This is a genomic window from Thalassotalea litorea, from assembly GCF_043642205.1.
In the GTDB taxonomy this organism is placed as follows: domain Bacteria; phylum Pseudomonadota; class Gammaproteobacteria; order Enterobacterales; family Alteromonadaceae; genus Thalassotalea_A; species Thalassotalea_A litorea.
Map to the genome: position 1 here is coordinate 9,870 of NZ_JBHZSG010000018.1, position 13,542 is coordinate 23,411.

Here is a 13,542-nt window from a genome sequence, read left to right on the forward strand (position 1 = left end):
ACGAACAGATACCGGGCTCCCCCGGTATGACGTTAGCCATACGTCGTTATAACGTTGGTGATAAGCCTTCACCCAAAACGTCATTCCGGTCTGCGAACCGGAATCTTTTTCAGAACCGAATTAACATTTCAGAACAAGTCCATTGAGACTCATAAAACAACTAGTTCCAGTAAGACAAGCCTATCTCGCCATTGCCCAGGTATTCAAAAGTAAGGTTGACTAGCCCACCGCTATTTGTCATCGCAACCAATACGTCGCAGTCAACTCCATCTAAACATGTGTATGGGTGTCCAAGAAAAAGGTAGTTGCCGTCCTCAAATGTAAATGTCGCGCTTTTAATTTCAGCATTATCATATTGATACTCAGTGCCAATAACATCCTCATTTTCAGAAATTAACTGCAAAACTTCATAGGTTGGCGGAAGTTGATCGGCATCCGAGCTCGAGAAACTCGTCACCAAAACGTTAAGCTCATAGCTGTGCCCCCATTCAGGCGTAAAATTCTCAAAGGCTAGATGAAAATCCTGGTATTCAGTTTGCGGTTCAAATCTGGCGATTATACAAAGGCTCTGAACGGAAAAATCACATACGGATCTATATGACTTTATATGGACGGTAACTTCTTCTTGATTATCGTCTTCTGATCCGCCGCATGAAATAACTAACAATGAACAAAGTATTAACAACAAGTTCCTTTTGAACATAATATTTCCTTAATTTTGATTTAGTCGATTTAACGTTCAAGTCAGCCCCATATAGGGCTGCGAGCAAGAGCACTAACTACAGAGCCCTGATATTAGTGAATTTCTTTGCTAAAAATGGTTTTACAGAGACCAAGATTTACCAGTCGATATTTTCCATCCCATCATAAGGACTGTCTTTACCGTATAAGATGTAGTGCACATCTTCTTTAGCTTTTGCCGACAAGTTGCGTCTATCACTATTTAAGAAGTTTTCGAGTTCTTTTAGCTCGCTTTGTGAATAGCGAAAAAGAATGTGTGTATCACCCAAAACATACTCGTCTTTGAAAACTCTAAATACTCTCAGTGGGACGCCGTAGATAGAGTGTGACTTTCGAGGCTTGTAGCTTATGGTGATGACTTTTGATAACTCTTCCAGGTAATGTCCGGCAAACGGTATTTTTTGTTCTCCGGATTGATACTTGTCTATCACCTTTAAGTAGCGCCAGTGCAGCGAAGCGTAATCTCTCCAATAGTAGTATTTGATTTTTACGTTATCGGCTGGTTTGTGCTCATCATTAAGCAACGTAATGCAGATATTCCCAGCCAATAGAAATGGGGGGATTAGTTCTTTTTTGTCGTAATTCTCATCTTGCGCGTATTCGCGCAGGTTGCAATCCGAGCCATCATAATCTTCAGCGTGACAGCTAAAAGCTACCGCGAATAAGGTTATGACAAATGTCCATGATAATTTCCATTTATCCATGTTAACCCCTTGTTTTATGGCAACTAGCTACGATCCTACAATAACTCACTGCTTACAAAATCGCTTCAAAGTTGAATCGTAAACCTGATTTCCACCGCGATAGCGTTTGAATTGTCGAATACATGCCTACGCTTCGTTGAAAGAAGACGTTAACCTTTTCAACGAGTTAACGTCAACTTTTTCGCCAATCACACCTTTACGATGTCCACGACTGAATGCCTATAACACCATGCGAGTCACGATAAGCGACAATAATGAATTGTATAGGCAATAACAACGTCGTGGCGAGAAGCAATAAAGAGCATTCCCATTTTATCCTGAAAACCTTACGTGGTTTTCCAGAAATTAAAGATGCTAAAACCCTGTTCGTCTTGGATGAGGTAAAACACACCACCGCTTTACCCGTAGCCCTACCCTGACGCTACCCGAATAAGGATTCTTTAACATTCTCAATAACTTATTAAACATCATATTTGGCGACGCAAATTTTTGTATCCGAACAGGTCAAAAAACAATCGTGTAAAGTTGTAACCAGAGCGACTCAAAAGTGGCGAAAATAAAGGCTATGTCTTAAAATTTGCTTCGAACTGACCACTTTCGAGGTACCATTGTGGCGGAACACAAATCCGATAATGCCGAGCTTGTTGATGAGCGCATTACCCAATTATTTCCTTTCAAAAAAGCCGCTAAACTCCCAAAACCAGGGACAACGGCCATTGAGCATGGTTTTCAAACCCTTTCCTGGTGGTTAAACGGTCGCCGACGATGCCATAAACACACGGTAACCAAACGACATGTTGCCAGACGCAAAATCCGACATTAAGTTCGTTCTGTTGAAAAAGATAAGCGCATGATTAACCCGAACGCCACTCGAGATAAACGTTAAACCACCGCCTGGTAAAACGTAATTGTTCGATGTTTTGTAAAATTAGCGCTTTGTCGCCTAGAGTTGTACTGATAGAATGTCCAGCAATTTTTAATTCACTCATCAGTATGGATTTGTAGAGCAATGCGTACCAGTAAATATCTTCTTTCTACGCTTAAAGAAACTCCGGCAAACGCCGAAGTCATCAGTCACCAATACATGTTACGAGCAGGTCTTGTTCGCCCCGTCGCCTCAGGTTTGTACACCTGGTTGCCGACAGGTTTAAAGGTACTGAAAAAAGTAGAAAACATTGTACGCGAAGAAATGGACAAAGCGGGCGCTATCGAAACCTTGATGCCTATGGTTCAGCCGGCTGATCTTTGGGAAGAGTCAGGTCGTTGGACCGATTATGGTCCTGAGCTATTGCGTATGGAAGACCGTCATCACCGCCCGTTCGTGCTAGGTCCAACCCATGAAGAGGTGATCACCAAATTAATTAGCTCTGAGCTTTCCAGCTACAAGCAATTGCCAATTAATCTGTATCAGATCCAAACTAAATTCCGCGATGAAATCCGTCCTCGTTTCGGTGTAATGCGTGGTCGTGAGTTCTTGATGAAAGATGCCTATTCTTTCCACTTATCTCAAGAATGTCTGTCTAACACCTACCAGGATATGCATACCGCGTATTGCAATATCTTTACCCGTTTAGGTTTAGATTTCCGTTCGGTAATCGCTGACACGGGTTCTATCGGTGGTGATGCCTCACACGAATTTCACGTATTAGCTGATTCTGGTGAAGATGATATTGCCTTCAGTGATGGCAGCGATTACGCAGCTAACATTGAAAAAGCGGAAGCGTTAGCGCCAAATACCGAGCGCGGCGCTGCAACTGCAGAGTTAACTAAGGTTGAAACGCCAAACGTTCGCACCATTGATGAAGTATCAAAATTCTTCGATGTCGCGGCGACAAATGTGGTGAAAACCTTGTTGGTTTTAGGTGAGCATGAAGACGGTGAAACCGCACCTGTGGTTGCTTTAGTATTGCGTGGCGATCACGAACTTAACGAAATTAAAGCCGAAAAGATTGCTGGTGTTGCCGCACCACTAACGTTTGCAACCGACGAGCAAATCAAAGCCGTTGCCAATTGCGATGCAGGTTCTATTGGCCCGGCTGGTTTAGATATCGACATCATTGTTGATCGCAGCGCTGCGGTTATGTCTGACTTTATCTGTGGTGCCAATGAAAGCGGTTATCACTTCACTGGTGCAAACTTCGATCGCGATATCAACAACTACAAAGTCGAAGATATCCGCAATGTTGTCGCTGGCGACCCAAGCCCTTGCGGTAACGGTAAGCTAACCATCAAACGTGGTATTGAAGTGGGTCATATCTTCCAGTTAGGTGAGAAATATGCCGATGCGATGAATGCAGGTGTACTAACGGAAACCGGTAAAAACCAGACTTTAACCATGGGTTGTTACGGTATCGGTGTTTCCCGTATCGTCGCTGCTGCTATCGAGCAAAACCACGATGAAAACGGCATTATCTGGCCGGATGCTATCGCACCGTTTAAGGTTGTGATCATTCCGATGAATATGCACAAGTCGCATCGTGTTCAGGAAACCGCTGAGAAGCTATACGCAGAACTAACAGCGGCTGGCGTTGAAGTGCTATTTGACGATCGTAAAGAGCGCCCAGGTGTTATGTTTAAAGATATGGAGCTAATCGGTATCCCACACGCCATCGTTGTTGGTGAGCGTAATATCGATAATGCTCAGGTTGAATACAAAAACCGCCGCAGTGGTGAGAAGTCACTTATCGCTATCGATGAAGCGGTTGAGTTTGTAATCCATAAATAACTCGCTGTGTTAGATTGATTGATATTGCAAAGGCCGCTGAAGCGGCCTTTTTCTTGTCAGTAAATCCGTTCTGTAAAGTCGGGAGACTTTAACGGGCGTCCGATAAACTCCCTACGGGTAAGCAATACTTTAATGTAATTGGTATTATCATTTTTAAGCCGGTGTTTTTCACCAGATATGCATTTATGTTCGCTCAACACCGCAACAAAACTCCTGAACCTTTCGTAATACCAATCACACTAAGTTTGTGCACAACTCAGAGTTAGGGGCGAGGTTCATTTACCACATAGATTTTATTGATATAGTCATTCTATATTAATGAAATATAGGGCCGTTAATGGGCCTCTCACTAACTCCCTTCGGGTGAGTTTTAAAGGCGTTTGGACTACGTTACTGATTTTGGCTGTTTTTGAGAGCTGAATGACCATTCTCTGCAATCAAAGCCTTGTCTAAAAGCCTTTAAATTCTCACTGAGTGAGCAATAATTTAATGTGATTGGTATAACACTACCAAAATAGCTTTATCGACTATACTTGCTTGCAAAGATGAGGCTTATACCAATCACATTAAGTTTGTGCACAATTCAGAGTTAGGGCAGCGGTTCACTTACAACATAGATTTCATTGATATAGTCATTTCTATATTAATGAAATATAGGGCAGGAAATGGTCCTCTCACTAACTCCCTACGGGGGAGTTTTAAAGGCGTTTGGACTACGTTACTGATATTGGCTGTTTTTGAGAGCGGAATAACCATTCTCTGCAATCAAAGCCGTGTCTAAAAGCCTTTAAATTCTCACTGAGTGAGCAATAATTTAATGTGATTGGTATTAACCAAGACTTCGTCAATGTTTTTGCCTTGCTAGCCTGATAAGTAGAAGGCTTCATTGGATTAATACGTTAACGTTTTAGGTAGTAATGATGAATTCATCCATTTTTCTAAAGTTTTGCGCCATCGCGTTGGTTCCAATTGCACTCGGCTACGGCGCGGCTCCCGCACAAACAATGTCGATGCTGTATGACGTAACGGTCGACAATACTAATTTAACGCATATTCTCAGAGCTGTGATGGGCCTTTATCTTGGCATGTCAATCCTCTGGTTTTTGGGCGCGGGCAAGCCGGCTTTACTCGGCCCGGCTTTGATCAGTTGCGCTGTATTCATGTATGGCCTTGCTGTAGGGCGAATTTTAAGCCTGGCATTGGACGGCATGCCACATCCACTGCTTATGATTTACATTCTTCTTGAACTCGTGATGGGGACGATAGCAATCATGCTTTATCGTCGCGATGTGAGCAATATTCAGAGTCACTCCTAATGAAGACCTACCCTTTTATCTACGCTCTTTTAACGCTAATTATTGGGCTGTTTCTTCAAGGTTGTAACCCAAAGCCCGAAGAAATTAGTGATCAGCGATACAATGGTCCCGACAAGCTTTATCAACAGCTTGAAACTAATATAAAAAATCATGCTGATTTTGACTTTATCGTTGATATTGACCACTCTCGCCTCGCTAAAAAAGCAGGCTCAATCATGCCTCCTGCTCATGTCATTATCTGGTCATACCCTCAACTTGAAGCAGACGTTATCCGGGAACAGCCTTTGGCGGCACTGGAATTTCCCTTTCGCGCTCTTGCTTATGAGCAAGCGAAAAGCCAACAGGCGAGCGTAATAACGAATAGTTATCAATATTTAGTTAATCGCTACCAACTTAACGCAAATGTTGATAGAGAAAAACAATACAACTCAGTGGTGGAAAGCGCTTTTTCGGGCATTCCAGCCCAAAATATCGAGACGTTGCCCGATGAGGTAGAAGCATTTGCCGGTATCACGACTCTCGACAGTCCCTATGATTTTGAAAAAACTAAGCAACGAGTAATGTCGGCCATTAAGGCGCAATCGGACACAGTTGTCTTTGGAGAAGTTAATTTCAATGAACGGGCTAGGTCTTACGGTGTCGATTTGCCACCACTGGTGCTGGTTCTATTTGGAGGCCCCGGACCTGGCGGTAAAGCTATGGCAGCGGCGCCGACGCTTGGGCTTAATGGTTTTTGTCAAAAACTACTCATTTGGCAGGGTGACGATGGTAAAATCAAGGTTAGTTTTAACGATTTATTAGATATGGCAAAGCAGCAAAATGCTGAGATCACATTGCCGCTCAGGGTCGTTAATCGAAGATTGAATAAAACCTTTTCAGACGCTCTGGAATAACGCTATTGGTTAAGCGCCTTATTTCTAATTATTCTGGCCTGTAGTGAACATCACGCAATCAACAAACAACTGAAAAGCCGTTGTCGTCATTGATATTATGACAGCCGTTGAAGAGTGTGATCACGCCTGAGAATTTATAGACGGTTCTGACGGCCGAGGGCTGTCGCCGTGGTGAGAAATCATTTATCACTAACAATGAGGCGGATGATTTTGTTATCAGCCTATAACTAAACAATATATTGTAATTTGAATGACAAGCTAAAAGCGATAAGTCATAGGTACTAGATGAAAATCGATACGCTAAAAGCAAATACATAATTCAAAAGTCATTCCCTGACACTACAGGGAATCTAAGAAAAACTTAAAGGCGATAAACAGCGGATTATCAGAATGTTATGTTATCGCCTTTTTCAATATTAGGATTCCAATAATTGGTTAAAATAAGGAATAAGTACTGGCATCGACGCCATCATCAAAACATTCATCGCCACAACGAAACCTATGCCTGCGTATGTTGCTTTATGAATTTTATTATTAACGCTCAAATCATAACCTACGGTTAATGCAATCAACATCAATGGATATGCAACGAAATACAACATTACATTTACATCCAAAATTTCTAGATACCGTCCTATCGCGGGGCCAATAATTGATAAAGAGGCAATGAATATCATTCGCTTGTGGGTATCAATATCGCCTTTTTTAACTGCATAAATGGCAAACACATAAAGGCATAAAAACGTAGACATTGTAAATGCATTTCCTACCAGAAGGTCGGTTCTTTGATGCTCATAAAAGAGATTAATTGAAGCCCACTCTCCGGTGACTACCATCGCAATCACTAGCCAAACGCTAAGTCCGCCCAGTTTTTTATGATATTTTAAACTGCCATTGGCGACTAGACGCGCTTGATAAGCAAATAAAAACAGCCAAGCCATCATTAAACCAGCATGTGTGATAACCAAAGGCGTGTAACGTGCTAAACGCACAGGATGCACAATCACTTTCAACGTGAATCCAAGCAGTACAAATATAAATAGAAAGATAGCGCTGAAAAACAGATACCGTGAGCGCCGTTGAATGTTATTTCCAATAGTGGCTTCCATGTCCCCTCCTAACTTATTAATACAGTTAAAATTTTGATTTATTCATTATGCTAACAACTTGAAGAAAAAGCGAACAGCGTTGTTAACCTGAGAAATAAACTGCTTTCAATTACCATAAAAGTATGGCGAAATCCCAACATCAGAAAAACGTGTAGGATTTTTCTTCTCGTCCCTAACGTTTAAGTCATTGCACAGACAAAAGGCAGTATCGGTTTGTTGATTACATTATTCTCTCGTTTATATCAGTTCGGTTTAAAACTCTTTGTTCTCTTTTTTCCTTTTCCTAAGCCTAAGCTTTATCAAGGTAATGAAGGCCTGCAGGACTGGGCCAAAACCATTAAAGACAAAGGCGAGACCAAGTTATTAGTGGTGACCGATGAAACCTTGGTAAACCTCGGAGTCATCAATCCCGTTATTAAAGCTCTGGAAGCTGAACAGATACGCTATTCCACATTTAGCCAGGTGCAGCCAAACCCTACCATTGCCAATGTTGAACAAGGATTGGTGCAATACCATAACAATCAGTGTCAGGCGATTGTTGCTATCGGCGGCGGTTCGGTAATGGATTGCGCTAAGCTGATTGGCGCCAGAGCGGTGAAACCGAAAAAGTCGGTTAAACAGCTAAAAGGCTTGTTCAAAATCCTGAAAAAACTTCCGCCTTTGTATGCGATTCCAACCACAGCGGGAACCGGCTCCGAAACCACCATTGTTGCGGTAATCTCAGACCCAGAGGTTCAGCAAAAATATGCGGTAACTGATTTAGTGCTCGCACCAAAAGCCGCGATATTAGTACCAGAGCTCACCACCAGATTACCTGCACATATCACCTCTACAACCGGGATGGACGCCCTTACCCACGCCATCGAGTCTTATATTGGCAATAATGCGACACCATTTACTAAAAAGCGCTCGCTCGAAGCCTGTAAGCTAATTTTTGGAAATCTTCGGCTTGCGTATAACCATGGCGAAAACTCTCAAGCTCGGCTTGCCATGTTACTCGGCTCATTTTATGCCGGCGAAGCATTTACCCGCGCAAGCGTTGGTTATGTTCATGCCATCGCCCATCAGTTAGGGGCGATATACAACACCCCACACGGCCTTGCCAATGCGGTGCTCTTACCCAAAATATTACGGTGGTATGGGCAAAGTTGTCAGAAAAAGCTCGCTGAAATTGCCGATCATTGTGGCTTAGATCAGCACGCTACCACCGTCCCTGAAAAAGGACAGGTTGTGATCGACACGATCGAAGCCATGAACCGTGATATGGCCATTCCGAATCAGCTAACGGAAGTGAAAAACCAGGATATCGACAAGATAGTCGATGCGGCGCTAAAAGAAGCGCAGCTGGATTATCCGGTGCCTAGATTTATGGAAAAAGCAGATTGTCGCAGTGTGGTGGAGCAGTTATTGGCTTAGTTTTATCAATAGATTCTATAAAGTGTTTGTATATTTCCAGTTATTATATTTAGTTAATTAAAAGTTTATTCTTACCGTCATCATTGGGTCCCTACCATCTAGAGCACTTATTTCGCTCCAAATGGACAGCACTACAACTGGGGGTATGCATGAATACAAATAACATAGCGACATTTAACACCATCAACCGTGGTTACAACCAGACATTTCAACCGGGTAAGCTGAGCATAGGCTTAGTCGTGCCTATCGAACGATATGAAAATGGGCCAGTGCCAAGTATGCAGGATCACTTGCAGAAAGTGCAATTGGCTGAATCTCTTGGGTTTTCTGCCGTTTGGTTACGGGATGTGCCTTTCAATGTTCCGTCTTTTGGCGATGCCGGTCAGGTCTTTGATCCCTTTGTTTACTTAGGGTATCTGGCAGCTGCTACCAAGGATATCGCCTTGGGTGTATCTAGTATTATCTTGCCGTTGCGACACCCCGCCCATGTGGCAAAGGCCGCAACCAGTGCCGATCAGTTGTCCGATGGTAGATTGATCCTCGGTGTTGCTTCAGGCGATCGCCCGGAAGAATATCCAGCAATGAATATGTCCTTTGACGATCGCGGCGAGCGTTTTCGTGAAAGCTTTAACTATATTCAGGCCATGTGGGAAACACGGCCAACGCTGCAAAACACCCATGGCAATATCAATGCAGATAAACTTAACCCGTTGGATATGCTGCCAAAGCCAGTGGCAGGAAAACTTCCGTTGTTAATCACTGGTAGCAGTCAGCAATCGCCAGAATGGGCCGCGCAAAATGCCGATGGCTGGATGACTTATCCGAGAAACCCTGTTGATCAAATGCGAGCCATTGGTGAATGGAAGCGCAATGTCGAAGCCGCAGGGCGTGCGCCACAACCTGTAATGCAACCTTTGTATATTGATTTAGTCGAGGATGTCAATGCCCGGCCAACCCCCATTCATCTGGGTTTCAGAACCGGCGTAAACTATTTGCGAGAATATTTGCAAACCGCCGAACAAATTGGCGTTAACCATCTGGCACTTAACTTAAGGTTTAATCGGGCAGATATGGATGAAACATTAAAACGTCTGGGCGAAGAGATATTGCCTAATCAAAATTCAATACAGCTTGCCAGCTAATTATCTGACAAGCTGATATTTCAAAGCTACTTCATTGGTGCGTAAAAATGCAAAGACGATAACTGCTCATCAATCAACGACAGCATTTGTCGGTAATTTGCCGACTGGGTATTGGTGTAATCGACAGTAAACTGATTGGCATCAATTCCCTCTGGCAAATCTCTTGGAAAAGGGATCAGTTCACGTTCATCAGTCATCGTCGCAAAAGTCTGTTGTATTGCCTTTGCGCTGACTTCATTTTGAGTCGCGTACTGTGCCAAACGGGTGCCCGCACGATCGGCATATAGATCAACAAAGCTAAACCCGCTTCCCCCCGAGTTTGAATCCAGTAACTCTTTGAATTCTCCCAGTGCAAACCCTGCGTTGGCATCACTTAATAGTTGTAGTGCCATGGAGTAGACAAAATGCTTTTGCAGATCATTGCGATTTAACAAGGTTGTGGTGCGCTTATGGGTGTTACGCAGAACCTGTTGCTCCCTTGTCATCGACTGCATTTCTCCGGTAAATAACGCAAACTTATTTGAACCAAAATATAAACTTAATGCCATCATCGCATCGCGATTTTCATCAACGGCCCGGCGTCCCGATAACTGCGAGTTCTTATTTGCCTCAATAAATTGGTGCTTGAGAAAGTACAACAAGCTATTGTCTCGCTTTGGCCGTTGTGCAAACGCGAGTAGGTTCGTGTAGTACTCCTGAACATTCTCCAGGTTTACCCCCTGAACCAATGAGTTTCTAAGTGACAACAAGCTTGCCAACCGACCAGTATCTGCAAGAGAGTTTTCGCCCTGATCCAAATCAATTTGCAGTTGTTTTTCACTTACCTCTACAGCTTTAACCATTTCTATCACTTCATAGTGCTCTGGTTTTAAGCGACTGCTTAAAAGACTAAGAGTTATATCAAACAACCATTGGCCGCTTACTGTCAGACCACCAATTTTCGCGTCACCAAATACCAACCCTTCATCTGAATCAGGTAAGGCCATGGAGAAATTTAGATAAATGTCTTTGTTAAAGGGCTTAACATAACCTAGGAACAAGGCTTTAGAGTCGGACAGATTTACATTGGTGGTAATTTTCGGGCTAAGGTTATTCGCCAGCATGCTTAAACTTTGCAGTTCGCTTTTGCTAAAAACGTATTTAGATTTTCCGCCTTGTTTAATTTGTCTGGCGGTGCGCTGCAAGATAGAGCGGGCATCGGACGCACTGGCACTGGATAAACGCTCCGGTTGTTGAAGCTTAGGCTGAGTTTCCACTACCACAAAAAACAGTGCCACAGCGGCTATGGTGCTGAGGATGAACAAATACTTAAATAAGCGGAATAGAAACGCCAATCTGAATCCTTGTTATTTTAATACTAACGAACAATAGAATTACCATATCTGATTTACACAGGTGAATGCTAGAGCAATCGACTATTTCCAACCGTCCCAGCGATCCCAGTAGATGATTCGATTGGTTTTTCGTGACAGGTAATTGTTAAGCAAATAAAACGTGGTCAGTTCCATTTCTTCACCCTGTATACAGGTCCAGGCAAAGCGATGGCAATTATTTTTAATTAAATCATATGCTTGATAACTATAGATTAGCTGTGCCGCCCTATCGGCCGTTTCCTGACTAGCAAGCGCCTCTCCCTTTGAGTCACAGGCGACATAGATCTCACTGCCCGAGCGCTCCGCCAGAAAACGCTGCGGCGAAATGGCTTTAACCAAGCCACTGCCATGCAGTTCGACAATAGTGAACCGGTCGATAAGAATACCAGTGTGCTCCAGTACTCCCCCTAACCCACAACACAATAAAGCCCCGGGTTTGATTTTAGCCAGGGTTTCTTTGCATTTTTCTTTAGCTAGTTTTTGTTTCGGGTATTTGCCAATACCACTGGCGTATTTATCCAGGCCTTTTCGAGTATGGCCTTGCGGTGTTGGTCGTCTTAATTCTGCCTGACGATTGCGCTCCGACAACTCGCCCACTGCAACCGCAGAAGCTATTGCCGCACCGACCCATACCAAAGGTAAAACCATAACGTCCTCTAATTCCGTATCCCTTTTAATTAATAGTTATAAACAATTCAAAAATTTATGCTGAAATAAATTGTCAGAAAGTGTTGCAATGCGTATGGTTATCAGTCTATTAGTGCAATTAATCAGATAATTATAAGTTCATCAACCGCAATGAAAACCTTTGAAAAATCTTCCAAGCTCTCAGATGTTTGCTATGACATCCGTGGTCAGATAGCCACCGAAGCACGCCGCCTAGAAGAAGAGGGGCATAAGATCCTTAAGCTAAATATTGGCAACCCTGCCCCATTTGGCTTTCTGGCACCGGACGATATATTGCGGGATGTGATTCACAATTTACCAACAGCACAAGGTTACAGTGAGTCTCAAGGGATTTATTCAGCCCGGGTTGCAGTGATGCAGTATTACCAGCAGCTTGGTCTGAAAAACCTCAATGTTGATAATATCTATATTGGCAATGGTGTCAGTGAGCTGATTGTGATGGCCATGCAGGCACTGTTAAATACCGGCGATGAAGTTCTGATACCAGCACCGGACTATCCATTATGGACTGCCGCGGTATCCTTATCGTCAGGAAAACCGGTGCATTATCGCTGTGATGATGAAAATCATTGGTATCCAGATATCATTGATATAAAAAGCAAAATCAATAAAAACACTAAGGCCATCGTCTTAATCAATCCGAACAACCCCACCGGCGCGGTTTACCCCCAAGAGGTATTGCAACAGATCATCGATGTTGCCAAAGAGCATCAACTGATTGTGTTTTCCGATGAGATTTACGACAAGGTTTTATACGATGGTGCCGAGCATGTGCCAACAGCGCGCTTAAGTGAAGACGTATTGGTCGTGACCATGGGAGGCTTATCCAAAAATTACCGTATCGCCGGCTTTCGTGCTGGCTGGATGATGCTCACAGGCCCACTATTGAGAGCCAGGGGCTATGTGGAAGGACTGAATATGCTGTCCTCTATGCGACTTTGTGCCAATGTTCCCTGCCAACATGCGATTCAAACTGCATTGGGAGGTTATCAAAGTATTAATGAACTGGTAAATGATGGCGGGCGTTTAAAAAACCAGTTAGATATTGCTCATTCGATGATCAACGACATCGACGGCTTAAGCTGTCATAAAGCCAAAGGTGCTATGTATTTGTTTGTAAAGGTTGATGGCGAGCAATTACGCATCAATAATTGTGAACAGATGGTGCTCGATATCCTGCGCCAGGAAAAGATACTCTTAGTGCATGGCAAGGCATTCAATTTAAACGAAGGTATCTACTTCCGATTAGTCTTCTTGCCGCATTCTGAAGATTTAGTCGATGCAATTAATCGGTTAAAACACTTTTTTAGCCACTACTCACAATATTAACGATTTGCTTTGGCGTTAAAACCTGTAATCGCAATTCGTTAGTGCCAATATTATTGAATTAGATTGTGTCCTTCGGTTTTTAGGAGCACAACTAAACCACTGGGAGA

At 43.2% G+C, this 13,542-nt stretch carries 13 protein-coding genes; 8 read left to right on the forward strand and 5 right to left on the reverse strand.

Annotated features, from left to right (window positions below; all coding sequences use genetic code 11):
- Window positions 1-160 precede the first annotated feature (160 nt).
- Both ACHUFQ_RS09845 and ACHUFQ_RS09850 read right to left on the reverse strand, forming a co-directional pair.
- Complete coding sequence (locus tag ACHUFQ_RS09845) at window positions 161-703, reverse strand: DUF4377 domain-containing protein (protein ID WP_394175132.1); 543 nt, start codon at window positions 701-703, stop codon at window positions 161-163.
- 136 nt (window positions 704-839) lie between these two features.
- Window positions 840-1,445 (reverse strand): hypothetical protein, encoded by a 606-nt coding sequence (locus ACHUFQ_RS09850; protein WP_394175134.1) that lies wholly within the window; start codon window positions 1,443-1,445, stop codon window positions 840-842.
- A gap of 254 nt (window positions 1,446-1,699) precedes the next feature.
- On the opposite strand from ACHUFQ_RS09850, the gene ACHUFQ_RS09855 reads away from it, so the two are divergent.
- From ACHUFQ_RS09855 to ACHUFQ_RS09875, 5 genes are all read left to right on the forward strand, one after another.
- Window positions 1,700-1,864: a hypothetical protein gene (locus tag ACHUFQ_RS09855; protein WP_394175135.1), complete on the forward strand. Its 165-nt coding sequence runs from the start codon at window positions 1,700-1,702 to the stop codon at window positions 1,862-1,864.
- Window positions 1,865-2,055: 191 nt separating this feature from the next.
- Window positions 2,056-2,268 carry a hypothetical protein gene (locus ACHUFQ_RS09860; protein ID WP_394175136.1) on the forward strand — a complete coding sequence of 71 codons (213 nt, stop codon included), beginning with the start codon at window positions 2,056-2,058 and terminating at the stop codon, window positions 2,266-2,268.
- Between the two features lie 186 nt (window positions 2,269-2,454).
- Window positions 2,455-4,170, forward strand: a complete 1,716-nt coding sequence (locus ACHUFQ_RS09865; protein WP_394175137.1) for a proline--tRNA ligase — start codon at window positions 2,455-2,457, stop codon at window positions 4,168-4,170.
- A gap of 920 nt (window positions 4,171-5,090) precedes the next feature.
- Window positions 5,091-5,486, forward strand: a complete 396-nt coding sequence (locus ACHUFQ_RS09870) for a DUF4345 domain-containing protein (RefSeq protein WP_394175139.1) — start codon at window positions 5,091-5,093, stop codon at window positions 5,484-5,486.
- The gene (locus ACHUFQ_RS09875) at window positions 5,486-6,379 is read left to right on the forward strand and encodes a DUF302 domain-containing protein (RefSeq protein WP_394175140.1); all 894 of its coding nucleotides are present in this window, start codon (window positions 5,486-5,488) and stop codon (window positions 6,377-6,379) included. The genes ACHUFQ_RS09870 and ACHUFQ_RS09875 overlap by 1 nt, the downstream gene beginning before the upstream one ends.
- Before the next feature lie 416 nt (window positions 6,380-6,795).
- Here the strand turns inward: ACHUFQ_RS09875 and ACHUFQ_RS09880 are convergent, their stop codons facing one another.
- Window positions 6,796-7,488: a hypothetical protein gene (locus ACHUFQ_RS09880; protein WP_394175142.1), complete on the reverse strand. Its 693-nt coding sequence runs from the start codon at window positions 7,486-7,488 to the stop codon at window positions 6,796-6,798.
- Window positions 7,489-7,701: 213 nt separating this feature from the next.
- Here ACHUFQ_RS09880 and ACHUFQ_RS09885 point away from each other — a divergent pair, with 213 nt between their 5' ends.
- A complete protein-coding gene (locus tag ACHUFQ_RS09885) occupies window positions 7,702-8,904 on the forward strand; it encodes an iron-containing alcohol dehydrogenase (RefSeq protein WP_394175143.1) in 1,203 nt (400 codons plus the stop codon).
- A gap of 149 nt (window positions 8,905-9,053) precedes the next feature.
- Window positions 9,054-10,046, forward strand: a complete 993-nt coding sequence (locus ACHUFQ_RS09890) for an LLM class oxidoreductase (protein WP_394175145.1) — start codon at window positions 9,054-9,056, stop codon at window positions 10,044-10,046.
- A gap of 26 nt (window positions 10,047-10,072) precedes the next feature.
- Here the strand turns inward: ACHUFQ_RS09890 and ACHUFQ_RS09895 are convergent, their stop codons facing one another.
- A complete protein-coding gene (locus ACHUFQ_RS09895; protein ID WP_394175146.1) occupies window positions 10,073-11,380 on the reverse strand; it encodes a hypothetical protein in 1,308 nt (435 codons plus the stop codon).
- An 81-nt stretch (window positions 11,381-11,461) separates the two neighbouring features.
- Window positions 11,462-12,067, reverse strand: a complete 606-nt coding sequence (locus ACHUFQ_RS09900; RefSeq protein ID WP_394175147.1) for a hypothetical protein — start codon at window positions 12,065-12,067, stop codon at window positions 11,462-11,464.
- Window positions 12,068-12,217: 150 nt separating this feature from the next.
- On the opposite strand from ACHUFQ_RS09900, the gene ACHUFQ_RS09905 reads away from it, so the two are divergent.
- Window positions 12,218-13,435, forward strand: a complete 1,218-nt coding sequence (locus tag ACHUFQ_RS09905) for a pyridoxal phosphate-dependent aminotransferase (protein WP_394175148.1) — start codon at window positions 12,218-12,220, stop codon at window positions 13,433-13,435.
- Window positions 13,436-13,542: the final 107 nt, after the last annotated feature.